The 20,870-nt window shown below is 61.1% G+C and carries 19 protein-coding genes; 6 read left to right on the top strand and 13 right to left on the bottom strand.

All coding sequences use genetic code 11. The annotated features are described in order from the left end of the window. Window positions 1-471 (bottom strand): SDR family oxidoreductase (locus K9B32_RS27720; protein WP_411969759.1); only part of this gene is annotated, 471 nt, incomplete at its 3' end. 97 nt (window positions 472-568) lie between these two features. Between K9B32_RS27720 and K9B32_RS27715 the strand changes: the two genes are divergently transcribed. Then, entirely contained in the window at window positions 569-1,219 is a 651-nt protein-coding gene (locus K9B32_RS27715; protein ID WP_224568336.1) for a TetR/AcrR family transcriptional regulator, read from the top strand. Window positions 1,220-1,267: 48 nt separating this feature from the next. Here the strand turns inward: K9B32_RS27715 and K9B32_RS27710 are convergent, their stop codons facing one another. Next, window positions 1,268-2,539 (bottom strand): MgtC/SapB family protein, encoded by a 1,272-nt coding sequence (locus K9B32_RS27710; protein WP_224568335.1) that lies wholly within the window; start codon window positions 2,537-2,539, stop codon window positions 1,268-1,270. Between the two features lie 240 nt (window positions 2,540-2,779). Between K9B32_RS27710 and K9B32_RS27705 the strand changes: the two genes are divergently transcribed. Both K9B32_RS27705 and K9B32_RS27700 read left to right on the top strand, forming a co-directional pair. After that, complete coding sequence (locus K9B32_RS27705) at window positions 2,780-3,469, top strand: orotate phosphoribosyltransferase (protein WP_007801954.1); 690 nt, start codon at window positions 2,780-2,782, stop codon at window positions 3,467-3,469. Between the two features lie 90 nt (window positions 3,470-3,559). Continuing rightward, window positions 3,560-4,486 carry a carbohydrate kinase family protein gene (locus K9B32_RS27700; RefSeq protein ID WP_224568333.1) on the top strand — a complete coding sequence of 309 codons (927 nt, stop codon included), beginning with the start codon at window positions 3,560-3,562 and terminating at the stop codon, window positions 4,484-4,486. A gap of 1 nt (window position 4,487) precedes the next feature. On the opposite strand, the gene K9B32_RS27695 is transcribed toward K9B32_RS27700, so the two are convergent. From K9B32_RS27695 to K9B32_RS27685, 3 genes are all read right to left on the bottom strand, one after another. Next, window positions 4,488-5,288, bottom strand: coding sequence for an alpha/beta fold hydrolase (locus K9B32_RS27695; RefSeq protein WP_224568331.1), 801 nt, complete (start codon window positions 5,286-5,288; stop codon window positions 4,488-4,490). A gap of 121 nt (window positions 5,289-5,409) precedes the next feature. Beyond that, on the bottom strand, window positions 5,410-7,035 hold the full coding sequence (pgi, locus tag K9B32_RS27690) for a glucose-6-phosphate isomerase (RefSeq protein WP_224568329.1): 1,626 nt from the start codon (window positions 7,033-7,035) through the stop codon (window positions 5,410-5,412). A 138-nt stretch (window positions 7,036-7,173) separates the two neighbouring features. Continuing rightward, complete coding sequence (locus K9B32_RS27685) at window positions 7,174-8,874, bottom strand: long-chain fatty acid--CoA ligase (protein WP_224568327.1); 1,701 nt, start codon at window positions 8,872-8,874, stop codon at window positions 7,174-7,176. A 246-nt stretch (window positions 8,875-9,120) separates the two neighbouring features. Here K9B32_RS27685 and K9B32_RS27680 point away from each other — a divergent pair, with 246 nt between their 5' ends. Continuing rightward, a complete protein-coding gene (locus K9B32_RS27680) occupies window positions 9,121-9,513 on the top strand; it encodes a PRC-barrel domain-containing protein (RefSeq protein ID WP_224568325.1) in 393 nt (130 codons plus the stop codon). 117 nt (window positions 9,514-9,630) lie between these two features. Here K9B32_RS27680 and K9B32_RS27675 read toward each other — a convergent pair whose 3' ends face one another. The 6 genes from K9B32_RS27675 to K9B32_RS27650 all read right to left on the bottom strand — a co-directional run bounded on the left by K9B32_RS27675 (window position 9,631) and on the right by K9B32_RS27650 (window position 16,358). Further along, a complete protein-coding gene (locus K9B32_RS27675; protein WP_224568323.1) occupies window positions 9,631-12,081 on the bottom strand; it encodes a glycoside hydrolase family 2 protein in 2,451 nt (816 codons plus the stop codon). Between the two features lie 9 nt (window positions 12,082-12,090). Next, window positions 12,091-12,486, bottom strand: coding sequence for a glyoxalase superfamily protein (locus K9B32_RS27670; protein ID WP_007801940.1), 396 nt, complete (start codon window positions 12,484-12,486; stop codon window positions 12,091-12,093). Window positions 12,487-12,533: 47 nt separating this feature from the next. After that, window positions 12,534-13,283, bottom strand: coding sequence for an ABC transporter permease (locus K9B32_RS27665; protein ID WP_224568321.1), 750 nt, complete (start codon window positions 13,281-13,283; stop codon window positions 12,534-12,536). Continuing rightward, window positions 13,280-14,224 carry an ABC transporter ATP-binding protein gene (locus K9B32_RS27660; RefSeq protein ID WP_224568320.1) on the bottom strand — a complete coding sequence of 315 codons (945 nt, stop codon included), beginning with the start codon at window positions 14,222-14,224 and terminating at the stop codon, window positions 13,280-13,282. The genes K9B32_RS27665 and K9B32_RS27660 overlap by 4 nt, the downstream gene beginning before the upstream one ends. Next, window positions 14,221-15,387 carry an ABC transporter permease gene (locus K9B32_RS27655; RefSeq protein ID WP_224568318.1) on the bottom strand — a complete coding sequence of 389 codons (1,167 nt, stop codon included), beginning with the start codon at window positions 15,385-15,387 and terminating at the stop codon, window positions 14,221-14,223. The genes K9B32_RS27660 and K9B32_RS27655 overlap by 4 nt, the downstream gene beginning before the upstream one ends. Before the next feature lie 62 nt (window positions 15,388-15,449). Continuing rightward, the gene (locus K9B32_RS27650; RefSeq protein ID WP_224568315.1) at window positions 15,450-16,358 is read right to left on the bottom strand and encodes an ABC transporter substrate-binding protein; all 909 of its coding nucleotides are present in this window, start codon (window positions 16,356-16,358) and stop codon (window positions 15,450-15,452) included. Window positions 16,359-16,779: 421 nt separating this feature from the next. Between K9B32_RS27650 and K9B32_RS27645 the strand changes: the two genes are divergently transcribed. Continuing rightward, window positions 16,780-17,973 (top strand): LysR family transcriptional regulator, encoded by a 1,194-nt coding sequence (locus K9B32_RS27645; RefSeq protein WP_224568312.1) that lies wholly within the window; start codon window positions 16,780-16,782, stop codon window positions 17,971-17,973. Between the two features lie 30 nt (window positions 17,974-18,003). Beyond that, entirely contained in the window at window positions 18,004-18,732 is a 729-nt protein-coding gene (locus tag K9B32_RS27640) for a copper homeostasis protein CutC (protein ID WP_224568310.1), read from the top strand. 9 nt (window positions 18,733-18,741) lie between these two features. On the opposite strand, the gene K9B32_RS27635 is transcribed toward K9B32_RS27640, so the two are convergent. Then, window positions 18,742-19,806, bottom strand: coding sequence for a zinc-binding alcohol dehydrogenase family protein (locus K9B32_RS27635; protein WP_224568340.1), 1,065 nt, complete (start codon window positions 19,804-19,806; stop codon window positions 18,742-18,744). Window positions 19,807-19,872: 66 nt separating this feature from the next. Then, window positions 19,873-20,847 carry an ABC transporter permease gene (locus K9B32_RS27630; RefSeq protein ID WP_224568307.1) on the bottom strand — a complete coding sequence of 325 codons (975 nt, stop codon included), beginning with the start codon at window positions 20,845-20,847 and terminating at the stop codon, window positions 19,873-19,875. Window positions 20,848-20,870 lie beyond the last annotated feature (23 nt).

Below are 20,870 nucleotides of genomic sequence, written 5' to 3'. Positions count from 1 at the left end.
GTCGGTATCGATGAAGGGTTCCTTCACAGCACCCGCCGGAAGGGCCAGTTCGCCTGCAGCGACCTGCTCGGCAAAGGCGCCTTCGCTGAAATTCTGGCAGAACCATGATGCTCGCAGAATAGTGTAGTCGATGCCGGACGCCTTGAGCGCTTCCTCGGCGCGTTGCGCACCCTCTTCGCCGCGACCCGACAACAGGACGATATGGCTAAGGCCGCAGTCGATGGCCGTGCGGGCGAGCGCACCGATCGCATCAGCGGCCCACGATACGGCAAGATCAGGCTGGAAGCTCACATAGGCGCTCTTTGCGCCGGCGAGCGTCGCGGCCCAGTCCGCCCGCTTTTCCCAATCGAATGGACGCGCGCTGGAACGCGAGGCAAAGCGGAAGGTGAGCCCTCGCTTCGCCAGCTGATCTGCGATGCGGCCGCCTGTCTTGCCCGAGCCGCCGATGACGATGATTTCGGAATTCTGCATGGGACCACTCCTCCGGTTTAAATAAGAGAAAGTCTCTCATTTGCAAAATGAGATAAACTCTCTTATTTTGCACGTCAAGTGAAAAATGGAGAGTGGAATGGGCGAAGAGGGTGCCGTCAGGCGCAGAAGACAGCCGGAACCGACCGGCCAGCCGCGCCGGATTCCCCAGCAGAAGCGCGGCCGGGAGCGTTTCGAGAAGATCCTTTCGGTGGCGCTGGAACTGATCGAGAAGAATGGCAGCGATGCGCTGAGGATGAGTGAGATCGTTGAAAGGGCCGAGTTATCCTTCGGGGCGCTCTATCAGTATTTCCCGGACAAGAGTTCGATCATCCGCACGCTTGCCGGACGCTTCAACGAACTGGGCAGGGCTTGCGTCGGGGCTGAGCTTGCAACGGCGACGGATGCCGCAACGCTGCGGCAGGCGCTATGCAACATTGCCGACCAGTACTACGGTTTTTTCCGGCAGGAGCCGGTGATGCGCGATATCTGGGTTGCCACCCAGGCCGATCGGCTGCTGCAGGAGGTCGATGCCGAGGACATGGAGTTTCACGCCCAGGCGCTGTTTTCCGTTCTCGCAAAGCTGGAGCCGGAACGGAGCAAGGGCGAGCTTCTCGCCATTGCCAGGCTTACCATGCAGCTTCTGGCAGCGGCCGTTCGTTACGCGATTTCACTGGATGATGTGGACGGACGGGCCGCGATTGCGCTTTATCAGCGGATGCTGCCCGCCGATATCGCACGACTATCGTAGTCGCTGGATCCACGCTTCTTTTTCTGGGCTCGCGTTGGTGCAATCGGCTCAGGCAGGCAGAAAGCTGCGCGCCGTGAAATAGCCTACGGCGCCGAGCACGACCGCCACCGCCGACGCTTCGCCGAGCGCCATCGCGTATTCCCGCCGCCCGGCCGTGAAGGCAAGCACCACCTTCGTCACCGTATTGACCGCGACGGCGATCAGGATGACATCGGCGGCCGTCGTCACGTCGATCGTCGAGCCTACGAGGCGTACGGTCGAAAGCGTGATGGCATCGACATCGACGAGGCCAGAGATCGCCGCCACGACGAAGAGCGCGGATGGCCCGACATAGTCGATCGCCATCTTCGACACGAGGCTGATGAGACCGAGCAGCGCCGCAAAGGAGATGACGGTCTTGAGCTCGAAGGGGTTTTTCAGGTCGATTTCCGGCGCCTCGGTGGCAGTCTTGGAACGCCACACCGAGAACAGGCCGGTCGCCAGAAAACCGATGATCGCCGGGACGAGCGCGGACGCGAGCGGCGCCAGCATGGTGAAGGAGAGGGCGCTGGCGATGACGAGGACGCGCGCATAGGAGAGGGCGCCGGCAATGCCTGCGCCTGCCGCAAGGTGCCGTGCACCCTCGGGCGCTTCCGCCGAATAGCGGGCGAAAGACAGCGTCAAGGCGGTCGACGAGACAAGCCCGCCCGCAGCCCCCGCCAACAGAACGCCACGGCCGGTGCCCATCAATCGAATCGCCATGTAGCCGGCAAAAGACAGGGCTGCGATGGTGATCGTCAACAGCCACAGCGAGTAAGGATTGAGCGCGCCCCAGGGATCGAGCGCCTCGTCCGGCAGCAGTGGCAGTGCAATTACCGTCATCGCAAGCAGCAACAAGGCGGCGCGGAGTTCAACCCACGTTAACCCTCTAAGAAAGCCGTGCAGGCTGTGGCGAGCCGCAAGAATTGCTGTCGTTGCGACGCCGCCGGCAGCCGCAGTAACGATGTCGCCGACGGTAGCCAGAACGCCGAGCCCGAACACCACAAGGGCGGCCACGACCGACGTGATGCTGTAGTCTTCGTCCTCCTTCGTCTCCTGCCACTTGCCGGCGATGTAGATGAGACCCAGAAGCACCGCGATTGCTGCGGGCAGAAGGGGGCCGGTCATGGACTGAAGTGTTCCAGCTATTCCGCCGAGAAAGCCGGTGAGACCGAAGGTACGGATACCCGCCGTCCTGCCGCCCGCGCGAACCTCACGTTCCTGCCAGCCCCGCTCGACGCCGACGAGCAGGCCGATGGCAAGTGCGACACCGAGGCGCTGGAAAACTTCGATATGGTCCATGGCACGACGATATCGCCGCCGTGCGGGCGCGCAAGCGCAAATATCTGAAAGAATTGATGCATTGCGGGCCACCGCGCCCTCGAATGCGGTTCTCTCAGCATTTCTTGAGCGCCGGCGCGCGGGCATTGTTCGATCACCAGGGCGTTTTTGCCATCATTCTCGGCATGGAACCACTCGCTGTTCTGGAAAACTGACCCGCTTGCTGCTATTGGCCCATAAATTTGACCAAAGGAGAGAGCGATGATCCAGACGACATTCACCGACCGCGCCGTGATGGCGGAACTCGTTGCGAAGATGCTCTGGGAGATCAAGGCGGTGCACTTCAACGCTGCCCAGCCCTACAAGTTCGCCTCCGGTATGGCGAGCCCCGTCTACATCGATTGCCGCAAGCTTCTGTCCTTCCCGCGCGTCCGCTCGACCGTCATGGACTTTGCCACCAGCGTCGTGTTGCGCGAGGCCGGCTTCGAGCAGTTCGATTGCGTGGCCGGTGGCGAAACCGCGGGCATCCCCTTTGCCGCACTGCTCGCAGATCGCCTCAGCCTGCCGATGATCTATGTGCGCAAGCAGCCGAAGGGTCACGGTCGCAACGCGCAGATCGAAGGCAACATGCCGGAGGGCTCGCGCGTCCTCGTCATCGAGGACCTGACGACGGCCGGTGGCAGCATGTTCAAGTTCATCGATGCTGTCCGTGCCGCCGGTGGTGTGGTCGATCACGGTATCGCGCTCTTCTATTACGGCATTTTTGACGAAGGCGCCCTGCGCTTTGCCGACGGCAAGGTCAAGCTGCACTATATCGCCACCTGGCGCGATGTGCTGGCGGTCGCCAAGGCGCAGAAGCTGTTCGACGAAAAGACATTGAGCGAAGTGGAGGCCTTCCTCGATGCGCCCCTCGCCTGGTCGGGACGCAATGGCGGCATTTCATCACTTTGAATGAAGAATTGCGTCGCGGCGCTTTGCTTTTGCCACGAAATTATCTAATCGATTTGGACATCGATGGATCGTAATGCTTGGGAGGCCGGAATGATTTTGTGCTGTGGCGAAGCGCTGATTGACATGCTGCCGCGGGAGACAACGCTCGGCGAGAAGGGCTTTGCGCCATACGCCGGGGGTGCGATCTTCAACACGGCGATCGCGCTCGGACGCCTCGGCATCCCAACGGCCTTCTTCACCGGTCTTGCCGACGACATGATGGGCGAGATCCTGCGCGATACGCTGAAGGCGAGTAATGTCGACTTCAGCCTCTGCGCCATCACCCCGCGCCCGTCGACTGTCGCGTTCGTCAAGCTGGTCAACGGCCAGGCGACCTATGCTTTCTACGATGAAGGCACGGCCGGCCGCATGATCACCACCGACGATCTGCCCGCACTTGGCAACGATTGCGAAGCATTGCATTTCGGCGCGATCAGCCTCATCCCCAGCCCCTGCGGCGAGACCTACGAGGCACTGCTCGAGCGCGAGTGCGACAAGCGCGTCATTTCGCTGGATCCCAACATTCGCCCCGGCTTCATCAAGAACAAGGAAGCCCACATGGCGCGCATCAAGCGCATGGCGTCCAAGTCGGATATCGTGAAGTTCTCCGACGAGGACCTGGAGTGGTTCGGTCTCGAGGGCAACCACGACGATCTCGCCGCCTACTGGCTGCAGCAGGGCGTCAAGCTTGTCGTCATCACCAAGGGTGCGGAAGGGGCGTCCGGCTACACCAAGGAACGTAAGGTCACCGTGCCGAGCGAGCGCGTCACCGTCGTCGATACTGTTGGCGCGGGCGACACCTTCGATGCCGGCGTGCTCGCCTCGCTGAAGATCGACGACCTCCTGACCAAGGAAAAGGTTGCCTCGCTCAGCGAAAAGGCGTTGCAGAACGCCCTTTCGCTTGGTGCCAAGGCCGCCGCCGTCACGGTCTCGCGCGCCGGGGCCAATCCGCCCTGGGCGAAAGAAATCGGCCTCTGAACTATAGCCGATCGAGAAAGGCGAGCACTTCGCGGTTGAAGTGCTCGGGCCGCTGCAGCGGTGCGAAATGGCTGACTTCTGGTAGGAGGATCAGTTCGGCATCGGGGATGCTGCGTGCCAGATAATCGGCATGCTCCCGCTTGATGAACTCGTCATTCTCTCCGAGCACGACCGCGACCGGCACCTTGATGCCGGCGAGGTCGGCGGCCGTGTAGTTGGGCTCGCAGGCCATCATCTTTGACACGTCGGCCACGAAGCCATCGAAGGCATCGGACGTAGCAGATAGCGCCTGATAGTCCTTCCGATGGCGACTAAAGCAACGATCGATCACGGGTGTCGGCTTGAATTCAAGCGTGCCGCTGGGATCCATGTTGCAGGCGAAGAAAAACACACCGGAAACCCGCTCCGGCCGCTTATCGGCGAGGATCAGCGCCGTGCAGGCACCGTCGCTCCAGCCGACGAGGGCGGCGTTCGCGAGCGCCAGACGATCCATCACCGCAAGCACGTCGTCTGCCATCTGGGCATAGTGAAATGGCCGAGCATCGCGTGTGCTGCGGCCGTGTCCGCGGCTGTCAATAACGACCACGTGTCGGCCCGATTCGACCAATGCTGGCACCTGATATCCCCAGTTCCCGGCATTGCCGAGTCCGCCATGCAGCAGGATGACGGCGGGGCCGGAGCCGTAGCTCGCATACCAGATGCGAGCACCGTCGTTTTCTACGAAGCCAGCACGAGCTGCGGTGGGCAGCGGCGCGGCACCCTTCACTTCGAATGTTGCCAGCTCGTCGTCTGTTTCGATCATGCGTCTCTCCCATCGAACAACTGCAGTAAAGACGAAGAAATGTAGCCCGGTTCGACTGCTTCAAACAAAAAAGCTCACCCACATGAGATGGGCGAGCTTTTGAATCGCTTTGTGCGAGCGCTTACTTGGCGAGCTTCGCCAGTGCAGAAACGAGCCCCTGCGTCGAGGAATCGTGTCCGTCAGCGCTTTCCTTGCCTTCGACGACAGGCAGCAGGCCGGTCGCCAGTTCCTTGCCGAGCTCAACGCCCCACTGATCGAAGGAGTTGATGCGGAAGAGCACACCTTCAACAAAGACTCGGTGCTCATAGAGCGCGATCAGGCGACCCAGCGCATAGGGCGTCAGCTTGTCGTAGACGAAGGTGATGGACGGGCGGTTACCAGTGAAGACGCGGTGTGGCGCGATGAAATCGGCCTTTTTGTCGTCCATACCCTTGTCGGTCAGCTGCTTCTTCGCCTCTTCGAAGGTGCGGCCCTTCATCAGGGCTTCGGACTGGGCGAGCACATTTGACATCAGAAGCTGGTGCTGGTGGCGCAGATTTGGCTCGAAGGCGTTCGCCGCGATCATGAACTCGGCCGGGATGACGCTCGTGCCTTGGTGGATGAGCTGGTAGAAGGCGTGCTGGCCGTTGGTGCCGGGCTCGCCCCAGACAACCGGACCGGAATTGCCTTCAACCGGCGTGCCGTCGATCGTCACGCCCTTGCCGTTCGATTCCATGTCGAGCTGCTGCAGATAGGCCGGGAAGCGCGACAGGCGCTGGTCGTAGGGCAGGACCGCACGGGTCGGGTAGCCAAGTACATTGCGGTGATAGTAGCCGATCAGGCCGAGCAACATTGGCAGGTTCTGGGTGATCGGCGCCGTGCGGAAGTGGTTGTCGACGGCATGGGCGCCCTCGAGAAACTTGATGAAATTGTCCGGTCCGATCGCGATCATGATCGGCAGGCCGATCGCCGACCACAGGGAATAGCGACCGCCGACCCAATCCCAGAAGCCGAAGACGCGTTCGCTTTCGATGCCGAAGGCAGCGACCTTGTCGAGTGCGGTCGAAACGGCAGCGAAATGATGCTGGACGGCAGCCTCGCCGAGCGCATCGGCGATGAACTTGCGGGCCGTCTGTGCGTTCGTCATCGTCTCCACGGTGGTGAAGGTCTTGGAGGCGACGATGAAGAGCGTCGTCTCGGGCTGAACGAGCTTCAGCGTATCGGCGATATGAGCGCCGTCGATGTTGGAAACGAAATGAGCGCGGGGGCCGTCATGGAAGGGTGCCAACGCCAGCGTTGCCATCACGGGACCGAGATCGGAGCCGCCGATGCCGATGTTGATGACGTCGGTGATCGCCTTGCCGGTCGCCCCCTTGAGGCTGCCGGAGCGGATGCCGTCGGCGAACTTGCTCATGGCGGCGAGCACGGCGTTGACGTCAGGCATGACGTCCTTGCCGTCGGCCAGGACCGGCGTGTTGGAGCGGTTGCGCAGCGCAGTGTGCAGGACAGCGCGGTTTTCGGTGAAGTTGATCGCCTTGCCGGCGAACATTTCGTCACGCTTTGCTTCGACGCCGCCCGTTTCCGCGAGCTTGACCAGGAGAGCCAGGATCTCGTCGTTCACGGCCGTCTTGGAATAGTCCATCAGGAGGTCGTCGAGCGACACGCTGAAGTGCGAGAAACGCTGCGGATCGGCGGCAAAGGCGGCGCGCAGGTCGGTCGCTTGGGTGGCGGCCGCAGTGCTCTTCAATTGTTCGACGATGGCATTCATGGGAGGCTCCTTTGCAGGGCGAGAGGGTCGCGGAAACTATTCGCTTTGCAGGGCGCAAATCAAGTTCGGCGACCTGTCGAAACGCAAAAAAGCCATCCGAACAAACGGATGGCTCTCAATTTCACGCAATCGTCAAACTTAACCGCGCAGATCCTTGCGCAGGATTTTTCCGACCGGTGTCTTCGGCAATTCAGTGCGGAATTCCACGAAGCGGGGGCGCTTGTAATTGGTCAGGTTTGCAGCGCAATGGGCCTTCACGTCCGCCTCCGTCAGCGCCGGATCCTTGCGCACCACAAAGAGCTTGACGGCCTCGCCGGAATGCCCATCGGCAATGCCGACAGCTGCCGCTTCGAGGATGCCGGGATGCATGGCCGCTACTTCCTCGATCTCGTTCGGATAGACGTTGAAGCCGGAGACCAAGATCATGTCCTTCTTGCGGTCGACGATCTTGGTGTAGCCGCGGGCATCCATGAAACCCATGTCGCCGGTGCGGAAATAGCCGTCCGGCGTCATCACGCGCGCCGTCTCCTCCGGCTTGTTCCAATAGCCAGCCATCACCTGCGGACCGCGGATGCAGATTTCGCCGATCTCGCCAAGCGGAAGCGAATTGCCGTCCTCGTCGCGAATGTCGAGCTCGGTCGATGGGATCGGCAGACCGATCGAGCCGGTGAACTCGGCCGAATCGAAGCGGTTTGCCGTTGCTACCGGCGAGGTTTCGGAGAGCCCATAGCCTTCGGTAATATGCGAGCCGGTGATCTTCATCCACCGCTCCGCAACCGGCCGCTGTACCGCCATACCGCCGCCAAGCGACATCACCATGGAGGAGAAGTCGACCTTGGCGAAATCGGCATTGTTCATCAATGCGTTGAACAGCGTGTTGAGGCCGGGGAATATATGGACCTTGACCTTGCCGAACTCCTTGACCAGCGCCGGAATATCGCGCGGGTTGGCAACGAGGATGTTGTGCGCGCCGAGCGACATGCCCATCAGCGAATTCACCGTCAGCGCAAAGATGTGATAAAGCGGCAGGGCACAGAGGAAGTTCAGCACTTCTGGCCGCTGCTTCTTGTCGAAAGCCGATTGTAGCCAGAGTTCCAGCTGGAGCTTGTTGGAGAGCAGGTTCTTGTGCGTTAGCACCGCGCCCTTGGCGATCCCCGTGGTGCCGCCCGTGTATTGCAAGAAGGCGATATCGTCGCCCTTGATGTTTGCCGGTTTCAGCGCCTTGCCGGCGCCTTCGGCCAGAACCTGCTTGAAGGTTTTGTGCTGTGGGATGGACCAGGAGGGAACGAGCTTCTTCACCTTGCGCACGAGCAGGTTGACGATCAGTCCCTTGGCGCCCAGCATTTCGCCGAGCGAGGTGACAACGACATGGCGCACGTCGGTCTTCACAAGCACCTGCTCCACCGTGCGGGCGAAATTTTCCAGCACGAAGATCGCCTTGGCGCCGGAGTCCCGCAGCTGATGCTCGAGTTCGCGCGGCGTGTAGAGCGGATTGACGTTCACCGCGACAAAGCCGGCGCGCAGGATGCCGTAGACGGCGACGGGGTTCTGCAGCACGTTCGGCATCATGACGGCGATGCGGTCGCCCTTCTCGAGGCCGAGACCCTGAAGCCATGCCGCGATCTTCCGCGTCTGGCTTTCAAGCTTGCCGTAGCTCAGCGTCTTGCCCATGCTGGAAAAGGCGGTGCGATTGGCATAGCGCGCGCAGGATTTCTCAAGCAGTTCCGCCAATGATTCGTATTCCAGCGGGGGAAGCTCCGCCGGCACGCTGTCGGGATAGGTGGCAAGCCAGGGTTTTTCGGGCTTCGCACCGCCTGGATGGACGGAAATGCTGTTCATCTTGTCTCTCTCCCTATCGCTGCCGGCCGGTCCCACCGGCAAGCCGATTGGACGATCCTCCATCTTCCAACGCGGCAGCTTATGTCATCGCCTGAACGGTTCAAGCCGAGAATAGAGTTACACTAACCTTGACGTAAACGTCAATAACGCAGAGCCGGAGGTCGTGGTGATAAAATTGGGAACATCGAGTTCAGGGCAGCGTTTTGAAGCTGTAGGCCAACCACAAGGAAACAAAGGAGGTGCACCATGCTGCATCAGAACGCTGACAATACCAGCCGTGACCCGAATGTGAAGGATACGCCGACGTTGATTGCCAGCGACCGCGTGGAAGGCACCCGCGTATATGGCGCCGATGGCAAGCATATCGGCTCGATTGAACGATTGATCCTAGGCAAGCAGGACGGCCGCGTCGCCTACGCCGTGCTCGAGTTTGGCGGCTTCATGGGCATTGGCCGCGATCACTATCCGCTGCCGTGGGCAAAGCTGTCATACGATACCCAGCTCGACGGCTACCGCATCGACCTGACCAAGGAGCAGATCGAAGGCGCGCCGAGCTATGCGGATGATGATGACACCTGGTACAACGATAATGGCCGCCGAGTGTATGACTACTATGGCGTGCCGCCCTACTGGATGTAACGTCGTCCGCAGGCGCGCGGTCCATTGATCGCGCGTATATGCGCTGCGCCAAAAGCGCCCTTTGGCACTTGGCGTGGTAAAACGACCTGGATGGGCCCCGTCGCGGACGGGGCCTTTTCAGTTTGTGGCAACGAGGTCGTTGGCAGAGCGCAGCAAAGCGCCAATGGTGATATCGCTTGCCGAGAGCGCCGTTGCAGTCCGCAACGCGAATATGTGGCTTTCGCCCGGAAGTAGCGTTATCAGCATGGAATCGACGACGGCATCAGGATCGAGCCGATCTGCCATCAAGCAGAGATCCTTCAGGAAGGTCACAGCTGTTACTTTCACCTCATAGCCATCCGCGGATGGGCTGACCTCGATCGATGCCTGCGGCGCCGGCAGCTTCAGGTCGACATCCTCGACGAAGTAGTGGAAGGCACGGCGGTCGAGCATCTGCGCGACGACGAGCTCATCGATTGCGTTGTCCGGCGTCGCGATGTCAGCCGGCAGCGAAAACTCCTTCGCGTCGAAGCGGTCGCAGAGCAGTCGCCAGAACTCGAATTCGGCCAGCACTGTTCCGTCAAGCCGCAGGCGCTTGCCTGAGATCTTCGCACGCCAGAAGAGGGTACGTTCGTTGACTGCCACCGCCGCCAGTCCGCTGCTGCGCGGCTGGATCGTCAGCAGCCTCGGATCGAATGCCTGTTGCATGGCATACCAGAGCGGCTTGCGGCGTCCGGCCGAATCGAGTGCCGCCCAGGAGGTGACCGGCCAGCAATCGTTGAACTGCCAGACGACGGCGCCTTTGCAGACAGCGCGGTGCGAGCGCATGTGCTCGATCGCGAAGCGGATGGCGCGCGCCTGGCTTAGCTGTGTGGCGAAATGCCAGTCGTCCATGGTCCGCGGCGCCGGAAGATGCCCGGCGAGGCCGCGGATCAGCTTGTCGTTGCCTTGCGTCGCCTTCTGATGGTGGAAAACGCCGTTCGAGGTCGGTGTCAGCGGCGTATCATGGACGCTTTCCTCGATTGTCGCCCAGTTGGGTGGCGCCTGCCAGCCGAACTCTGAGCAGAAGCGTGGGATGTAGTTGCGATAGACCTCGTAGCCGACATCATTCCAGGCATCCCAGATATGCTTGCAGCCATGTTCATCGGCGTTCGGCTCGATCTCCATCGTCCCGGAGTAGGGGCTGCCGGGATAATACGGCCGATCCGGGTCCAGCTCAGCACAGAGTTTCGGCAGAACATCGAGATAGTAGCCGAGTCCCCAGCTCACTCCATCCTTGATGATCGGACGCCAACCCCACTCGTAAAAGCCCCAGATATTTTCGTTGTTGCCGTTCCAGACGATAAGCGACGGGTGCGGCATCAGGCGCATGACGTTGTCGCGCACCTCCGCTTCGACCTCACTGCGCAAGGGCTCTTCTTCGGGGTAGGATGCGCAGGCAAACAGGAAGTCCTGCCAGACGAGCATCCCGGCGCGGTCGCAGGCTTCGTAGAACTCGTCGCGCTCGAATATTCCGCCGCCCCAGACACGCAGCAGATTGATGTTCGATGCCTTGGCCTCCTCAATCCGGGAAGCATAGCGCTCGGTGGTCACCCGCGATGGGAAGCAGTCGTCCGGAATCCAGTTCGCGCCGCAGAGGAAAAGTGGGACGTCGTTGACAACGAAAGTAAATGCGGAGCCGTGTTCGTCGGGTGCGGTATCCAGCCTCACCGAGCGGAAGCCGATCTCTTTCGAATAGCTATCGAGTAAGTCATTGCTTACGCTATCGCGTAGTTCAATCTGCAATGGGTAGAGCGGTTGTGCGCCGAGATGATGCGGCCACCAGATCCGCGGAGCAGTGACACTCAGCCGAAACTCGACCTCATCTGCACCCTCCGCGAACTCGGCGACATGGCTGATGCCAGCAATGCTAGCGACGATCTTCGCGCCCTCGCCGGCGTGGCGCTCCACACGTGCTCGCACCGTCACAAGCCCGTCGCCGCCGGCAAGCGTTGCCGAAACCCGCGTTTCTGCAAGCCGAGCCCGTTCCCAGCTTTCCAGCCGCACCAGCTTCCAGATCCCCGCGGTTACCAGCGTCGGTCCCCAGTCCCAACCGAAGTTGCAGGCCATCTTGCGCATCAGGTTGCCAGGGCCGGGATAGTTGTTCGGCCGATAGCCGTAGTGCGCCTCCATCTCGGCACCGTATGCGTATGCCGAGCGGAATACCACGACGAGCTCGTTCGAGCCCTGCTTCAGTCGCTCCGAGACATCGAAGCGATAGGTGCGATGCATGTTGAAGGTTCGGCCGAGCTCCTCGCCGTTCAGGACGATCGTCGCGACGGTATCGAGGCCGTCGAACACCAGTTCGTGGATTTTTCCGGCGTCCGGTGACGCGTCTAAAGTGCAGCGATAGGTCCAGTCTTCCTTGCCGATCCAGTCGTTGGTGATCTCGTTGATGTCGAGATAGGGGTCGGGGATCAGCCGGGCGGCCAGAAGGTCGAGATGTACGCAACCGGGCACTTTTGCCGGAATCTCCGCCGGCAGGTCGCGTCGACCTGTAACGTTGCAGGAGAGAGTCCAGCCCCGGTTCAGTTCGGTCTTTTCGATCATGGGAAACTCTTAGAGATAACGGCCGTGGCGTTGCAGGACTTCGATCTTGTAGCCGTCGGGATCGGTAACGAAAAAGAACAACGCCAGCAGTTTGCCGTCGCGATTGAGTTCGACGATCTTGCCGGGGTTCAGGCCCGCTTCCATCAGACGCTTATGCTCGATCTTCACTTCCTGGACGGAGAGGGCAAGATGCCCATAGCCATTGCCGAGATCATAGGGTTCAGTGCGCCCCTTGTTGACCGTCAGCTCCAGCTCGAAGCCGGTTTCGTCGTTGCTCATGTAGATCAGGGTGAAGGTATCGAAGTCGATGCGATCGGCGACTTTGAGGCCGAGAACCTTGCCGTAGAACTCGACCGAGCGCGCCTCGTCGAGAACGCGGATCATGGAGTGAATCATCTTGGCCAAGGCTGCCTCCCGTTGCCGATATCACGGCAGCCTTGGTAGCCGCCGCCTCAGGCCGGGCGCAAGCCAATTCTTTGCCTGATGGCGTTTTCGACAAGCCCCATCGCATCATAGATCAGTACTGCCATCAGGCCGACGATCAGACCACCTTGCAGGATGAAGGCGGTATTGTCGGAAATCAGCCCGGCGATGATGACTTCGCCAAGGCCCTTGGCCGCCACCGTCGAGCCGATCGTCGCGGTGCCGATGTTGATGACGGTCGCAACCTTCAAACCCTCGAGGATCAGCGGCAGAGCAAGCGGCAGTTCCACCTGAAAGAGCCGCTGTGTGCCATTCATGCCCATGCCATCGGCGGCATCAAGTACGGAGGGGGAGACCTGCTTCAGGCCGGAGACGGTGTTCTCGAAGATCGGCAGCAGGCCATAGAGAAAGAGCGCGATCAACGTCGGACCGGCACCGAAGCCGGTTGCAGGCACGGCCAAAGCGAGCACCGCGACCGGCGGAAAGGTCTGGCCGGCATTGGCAATCGCCCGCGACAACGGCAGGAAGTCTTCGCCGCTCTTGCGGGTGACGAAAATGCCGCCGAGGATCGCAAGAACGGCGCTGCCCGCGATCGAGATCGCCACAAGAAAGAGATGCGAAGCGGCAAGCTGCGGAAGACTGTTTTGCGTGTAGACGGCCGGCGCATTGTTACTCGTCAACGGCACGAGCAGGAAGGACAGCCACTTCGTCCTGAACAGGAGGATCAGCAGCAACAGCAGTGCGACGACGCGGAAGAGGTTCGCGAAGAGGTGTTTCATGCCTTACGGCCCAGTTCGAGCAGCCGCGTCATCGAGATCGAGCCGATAGGCGCCCTGTCGCCATCCTGAACGGCGGCTTCGTCGACGCCTTGCCAGATCATCTCGGCCAGCGCGTCGCGCAGGCTGAGCGATTGTGGCAATGCGTAAGCCAGGCCTGACTTAGCCGGCTCCATGCTTTCCTTCAGCGGCAGCAGCGACATCAGTTTCAGCGCCCGGTCAGAGGTGCCGGTCAATTGCTGCACGAAGGGATCGGCCGGCTCGGTCAGGATCTTTTCCGGGGTCGAGCATTGCAGCACCTTGCCGGCGCTCATTACGGCGATCTGGTTGCCGAGGTGGAAGGCCTCGTCCATATCGTGCGTGACGAGGACGACGGTCGTACCGAACTGCTTCTGGATCGCGAGGAGATCGTCTTGCGCCTTGCCGCGGATGACAGGATCGAGCGCGCCGAACGGCTCGTCCATCAACAGCAGTTCCGGTTCCGCCGCCAGCGCTCGCGCAACGCCGACGCGCTGCTGCTGGCCGCCCGAGAGCTGATGCGGATATTTCTCGGCGAAGGTCGCCGGATCGAGGTTGAAGAGGCCGAGCAGTTCCTCGACGCGGGCTTTGATTTTTGCCGTGTCCCAGCCGAGAAGCTGCGGCACCGTCGCGATGTTCTGTGCGACCGTCCGATGTGGAAAGAGGCCGTGACCCTGGATCGCATAGCCGATCTTGCGGCGGAGTTCCGTCACTGGCACATCCATGATGTTCTGCCCGCCAACGAAGATCTCACCCACGGTGATCGGCACGAGACGGTTGATCATCCGCATCAGTGTCGATTTGCCCGAGCCCGAGGTACCGACGATGACGGTGATCGAGCCCTTCTCGACATCCATCGAGACGTTGTCGACGACGGTTGCCGCTCCGTAGCGCTTGGTAACGTTCCTGATCTCGATCATGCTCATGTGGCGGATCCCCGTATGCTGTCGATGACCGCATCGAGGATGACGGCCGACGAAAAGGCGAAGAAGACGGTCGGGACGGCGCCGAGCAGAACGAGGTCCATGGCCGTCTGACCAAGCCCCTGGAAGATGAAGATGCCGAAGCCGCCACCGCCGATCAGCGCTGCCACCGTCACCAGACCGATCGCCTGCACGAGGACGATGCGAATGCCGGTCAGGATGACGGGAAAGGCAAGCGGCAGATCGATGCCGGTGAGGACCTGTCGGCGCGTCAGACCCATGCCCGCCGCGGCGTCGCGGACCGAGGGATCAACACCCTGCAGACCGACGACCGTGTTGGCGACGATCGGCAGGAGCGAATAGAGGATGAGCGCGATCAGCGCCGGCGCAGCACCGATGCCGCGAATGCCGATGGAGGCAGCCGCCGGAACATGGGTCGCGAGATAGCCGAGCGGCAGCATCAGAATACCGAAAAGCGCAAGGCTCGGGATCGTCTGGATCAGGCTGAGACCCTGTAGCACGGCGGCACGCAGCTTCGGAACCCAGAAACACAGGATGCCGAGCGGCAGGCCGATGATGATCGCGGTCGCCAGCGAGCCGAATGCGAGCAGCATATGGGCCAGCGCCTCGGTCCAGAATTGCGCGGATCGGGTCGCGAATTCCTTCATGATTGAAAGATTGTCGAGCAGACCCGAGGTGAGGAAGGTGCCGAGCAGGCCGGTGTAGGCAGCAAGAGCCGCAATCCGCATCCACGGGGTAAGCCTGATCTTGACGAGTGCGTCCGAGATGATGAGCCCGATGACCGCGAACAGCAGCCAGAAGCCGCCGCCAGGCGTCATGCGTGCGGCATTGCTATTCGGTGGCGTGAATACCGCGGCCGCAAGCCCGATCGTCGCAAGCAGCGCCGCAAATGAGAGGGTCGCGATCACCAGCCGCAGCAGCGCGTTTTGCAGAAACAGAACGGCCAGTGCGGTGACGATTAGGAGGATTGTCAGGATGATGGCGGACGGCTGGTTCAGAAGCTGCGTCAGCAGCATGGGCTTTCCGGCGGCGATGCGGTTTGCCTTCACATAGATGAAAGGCAGGAGAGCAGTTGCGACGATGCCGGCCGTCACCAACACCACGCCGAGCCGGTCCAGCTTGCGGACCGCTAAGGTTTCTTCCATCGATCCATCCCTGTCCGGTCAGAAATGATGCTCCGCCCGCGGGCGGAGCATCGGCGACGAGATTACTTCAGGAAGCCTTTTTCCTTCAGGTAGCCTTCGGCAACGGACTTCGCCGGTTCGCCATCGACTTGGATCTTGCCGTTCAGCTTGCGCAGTTCATCGGCGCTGAGGCTCTTGAAGATCGGTGCGAGGACTTCCTCGATCTTCGGGTTTGCCTTCAGCACTTCTTCGCGGATGATTGCGGTCGGCGCATAGACCTGCTGCACGTTCTTGTCGTCCTCGAGAACGGTCAGTTCGGCGGCTTCGATCGCACCGTCCGTGCCGTAGACCATGGCCGTGTTGGCGCCATTCGTCTGGTCGGCTGCGGCCTTGATGGTCGCGGCCGTGTCACCGCCCGAAAGAACGATTTCCTGATCCGGTTTCAGCGTGAAGCCGTAGGTCGTCTGGAATGCCGGAAGCGCGCCGGCCGAGTTGATGAACTCGGCGGAAGCGACCAGCTTGGCAACCCCGCCGCCGGCGACCCATTTTCCGAAATCCGACATGGTCTTCAGGTTGTTCGGGCCGGCGACATCATTGCGCACGGCGAGCGCCCAGGTGTTGTTCGCCGGAGAAGGCGTCAGCCAGACGATCTTGTTGGCGTCGTAGTCGAGCTTCTTCGCCAGGTCGTAGCCCTGCTGAAGATTCTTCCAGGCCGGGTCGTCGGCCTTGTTGAAGAAGAAGCCGGCGTTACCTGTGTATTCCGGATAGATATCGATTTCGCCGGCGGTGATCGCCTTGCGAAGAACCGGCGTCGTACCGAGCGCGACGCGGTCCTGCGTCTTGATGCCGTTTGCGTTGAGCGCCAGCACGATGACGTTGCCGAGCAGCGTGCCCTCAGTATCGATCTTCGATGAAACGACGACGTCTGCAGCGTCGGCCGCGCCTGCCGCAAAAGCGGAGAGCGAAACGGCAAGAGCGAATTTCTTCAGCATGGATTGTCCCCTTGATTTACACCGTTTGACTGCGCGGAAAGCCCCGGCGGAAGGCTCCCACGTATAAAATCACCGGCGAAAGCAGCCCCGCTACGATCGTGCCGGAAATACGTGCGTGATGGAAATAGCGTTCGCGTTCAAAAAATCGATGCAGGCCTCTCCAGTTTTGCGGTCGCGGCGTGATTATGGCGGTGAATGCAAACGCTTGCGCGAAAATGCATTTCCTTTTCCATCGCCGCCGCGATTTGTTTTTGTTCCCTTGCGCGTTTCCGCAGATGTCCGGTGCTCTTTCTATGGTTCTACTGCCACGCCCGGTTTTGTACTTGGCAGGAACGATAGCCGCCTGATTTCCCGGCAGGGATATCTTTTTTAGCGAACACATCATATCGTTCGATTTTTCATATCGTTACGGAGAACGCGGTTGCAGCTCGGCACGTTGTATGTTGCTAGTCACGTGCTCTCGTCCGGGTCGGTGAGAGAGACGGCACGAAACCTTTCACTCGCGGCATCGACGGTTTCGACAGCAGTCCGCAGCCTTGAGACCGAGCTTGCGCTCAAACTGACCGAGCGCAGTTCCGGCGAGCTTGCGACGCTGCTTGCCAGCGACGACGTCCGCGAAAAGCTCCTGCCGATTGTGCACTCGGCGGAGGATCTGGCGGAATGGATTGGGACAGACAAGCCGTCGCGCCTGCCGATCAAGATCGCCACCATGGAGCGGTTTCTCGAGGTCGCCGACCAGGGCAGCATCAACCGTGCGGCGCGGCGGCTGAAGCTTGGTCAGCCGCAGCTTTCGCTTCAGATCGCGACTTTGGAGAAGGCGCTGGGTCATCGCCTGTTCGAGCGGCAGGCTCAAGGCTCTGTGCTAACTGAGCAGGGCCACCAGGTCTATGCCATCTTCCAGGCCATCGCTCAGAGATGGAATGATTTGAAGGCATCCTCCGACGAGCGCTATCAGCGCACCGCGCGGGCGCTTCGCATCGGTTCGATCATCCCAACAGGATCGGAAAGTTGGGTAGCGCGATGCCTTGGCACGCTGGTTGCGGAGTGGAATGCCAGCCGCAGCAAGAACGCGATCTCGCTGGTACTGATGACCGCGGATGATTTGCGGGAAGCTCTCAAGGCCGGCCGTATCGATGTTGCAATTCTCGACTCCGTCTTCGGCCTCGAGCGCTTCCGACACCGTGAATTGCTACAGACGAACATGGTTCTTATCGCACCGCCGCAGAGCCGCGAGCGGACAGTGGCTGAACTTGTCGAAAATTACGCGATCTGCACGCCGAGTTCCCGGACGGGCCTCGGACACGCCACGATGGCGCTGAGCCACGAGCGCGTCAACAATCGCCGCTACCGAAACCGGGATATCACGGCGGCTGACTCGCTGCCTGTCATCGTCGACCTTGTGGCCAATCACGGCTACATCTCGTTTCTTGGCCGCGTCAGCGCCATGCCCATCGCCGACAAAGTTCGGATCGTCGAGCTCGATCAGTATATTCCGATGTCCTATCACGTCGCCTTCAACCATCGGAAAGCTTCGGCTGACGCGAGTGCAATGATCATCGACGCCGTCGCCAAAATAATTGCCAGGCCCATCGCGCAGGAGAGCGCCTTCGCTTAAAGAGACAGCGGCGGACAAGGAGATTCGAGCGTGACCGTTTTGCTGGAAGTATGCGTCGACAGCCCGCAGGGCCTTGCGGCTGCGATCGCCGGCGGTGCCGGTCGCATTGAGCTCTGCTCGGCTCTGGAGCTTGGCGGACTGACGCCGGTTGCGGGCCTGATGCAGGCTGCGGCCGCTGCACCTATTCCTGTCTATGCGATGATCCGGCCGCATGCCGGGCCCTTCGTATTCGATGCGGCCGACGAAGAAGCGATGATGGCCGATATTGACGCCGTGCGCGCCTTCGGCCTCGCCGGGGTTGTCATCGGCGCCAATCTTTTGGACGGTACACTGGATGTACCGCTGATCAGCCGGTTAAAGGCTCGCGCCGAGGGACTTGGATCGACCCTTCACCGCGCCTTCGATCTCGTCCCTGATGCTGATGCAGCTTTGGAACAGGCGATCGAGCTTGGCTGCGAGCGCGTTCTCACGTCCGGCTGTGTGCCGAAGGCGATCGACGGCTTGGAGACCCTGGGTCGTCTCTCCCGCAAGGCCGCCGGCCGCGTCTCAATCATGCCCGGCAGCGGCGTGCGTCCCGGCAACGTGGGCGACATACTAAGGGTTACGGGCGCAAGCGAGGTTCACGCCTCCTGCAGCTCACGGGTCGACAGCATCGATCCAAGGGCAGTTACCTTCGGCTTCGCAGCCGCGACGACGAACCGGACGGATGCCGACGTAGTCCGTCAAATGCGGGCGGCGATCGACGCGCTTGTCTTATGATTAGTTTCATCACCGGCGGCTCGACCCCGCCGGTGATAAGAGGGGATGGATCGTCGACGCGCTGACCTTGATGACCGCCTTGATCAGGCCGCTCTTTTCGTGGGCCCAGCGTGCCAGGTCACGCGGCGCGTCCGCCAGCGTCGTGCGGTGAGTGATCAGCTGCTCGACGGGCACGAGTCCTTTGGCGATCGAATCCGCGACATGCTCGAAATCCACGCGCGTTGCGTTGCGGCTACCGATCACCGTCATTTCACGCTTATGAAACTCCGGATCGGAGAAACGGATGTCGTCCTTGACGACGCTGACGAGCACAAGCGCGCCGCCATGGGCGACGAAGCTGAAGGCCTTCTCCATCGACGGGCCATAGCCGGTGGCATCAAAGACGACGTCAAAACCATCGCCGTCAGTCTTCGCTTTGACAGCTTCGGAGACACCTTCGCCGGCAACGATGCCTGAGGAGAAGTTGAACCGGTCAGCAGCCATCTGCAGTCGCTCCTGACTGGTGTCGAGCAATGTGACCTCATGCCCGGCAATCCGCGAGAAGATCGCGGCGCCTAGCCCGATCGGACCGGCACCGATGACCAGTGAGCGTGATCCGGCCGGCGCCATGGAACGGCGGACCGCATGGGCGCCGATTGCGAGGAACTCGGTGGTGGCTGCGGCCTCCAGGCTCACGCCCTTTGCAGCATAGAGATTGCCGGCCGGCACCGTAATCTCGTCGCAGAACGCTCCGTCCGTGTGCACGCCCAACACCTTGATGTCGGTGCAGCAATTCGGCTTGCCCTGGCGGCAGGCAACGCAGCTGCCACACGAAAGATAGGGGTTGACGATGACGGGCGTGCCGACCGCCATGGCAACACCGTCGCCTGTTTCCAGAACCGTCGCGGAGATCTCGTGCCCCATCACGCGCGGATATTCGAGAAACGGATGCTTGCCCTCGAAGATGTGGTAGTCAGTGCCACAGATACCGACATGGCTGACCGCAAGGCGGACCCAGCCGGCTTCAGGCGCGCCGGGGGAAGGGCGTTCCACGAGTTCGAGGACACCGGGTTCTTTGCAGAGCACTGCTTTCATCATGGTCTCGCATTCCTGAAATGGAAGAAGCCGGCCTCGGCTCCGGCTCCGTATATCGTTGCCTGCTTACGGGTTGCGGCGGCGGCGCAGTTGATCGAAGTAGACGATAACGATGATCAGCAGACCGGTGATGATGCGTTGCCAGAACGAATTGACGTTGAGCAGGTTCGCACCGTTGTTGATGGTTGCCAGAATGAAGGCGCCGATGAGCGGCCCGTGGACCGAACCGACAGCGCCGAACAGACTGGTGCCGCCGATCACCGAGGAAGCGATCGCCTGCAGTTCCCATCCGTCGGCCTGCGTGGCGTTGCCGATCGCGATACGCGAGGCAAGCAGAACGCCGACGAAGGCAGCGAACGTGGCCGAGAGGATGTAGGCGAGGTAAATGATGCCGTTCACCCGGACGCCCGACAGGCGGGCCGCTTCACGGTTCGAGCCGACGGCGAAGAGATAGCGCCCCCAGCGGCTCAGATGCAGGAAGATGTAGGACGGCACCGCGACGAGAATGACCATCCAGAACAGGCTCGGCACTCCGAGGAAGTCGGCGCGGGCAAAGTTCGTGAAGGGCTCGTTGACGATGTTGATCGTCGAGCCGTTGGTGATCAGAAGCCCGAGGCCGCGCAGCGACGTGAGCGTTGCCAGCGTGATGATGAAAGGCGGCAGTCCCATTTTGACGATGCCGAAGCCATGGAACACCCCGATGCCGACGCCGATCAGCAGCGTTATCAGGATGGACGCCCAGACCGGCACGCCCGCCTGCAGCAGCCAGGCAAGGATGACGCTGGTGAAGCCGACGATCGCTCCGACCGAAAGGTCGATGCCGGCGGTGATGATCACGAAGGTCTGGCCAAGAGCCAAAATCGCCGTCATTGCGCCTTGGCGCAGGAGGTTGGAGATATTCAGTGGCGTCCAGAAGCTGGCAGTCACGAAGCCGAGAACGATCCAAAGGAAGGCCAGGAGCCCGATTAGAGTCAGGCCGAAAAGGATGTTCACTTTCCGACGCGGTGGCGGCGCGGCGATCTCGGTGGGGGTTGCGGTCATTGGTTCTCTCTCCCTCTTATTCT

This window comes from Rhizobium sp. 3T7 (assembly GCF_020166565.1).
Lineage (GTDB): Bacteria > Pseudomonadota > Alphaproteobacteria > Rhizobiales > Rhizobiaceae > Rhizobium.
This window is presented reverse-complemented; position numbering and strand designations above follow the sequence as displayed.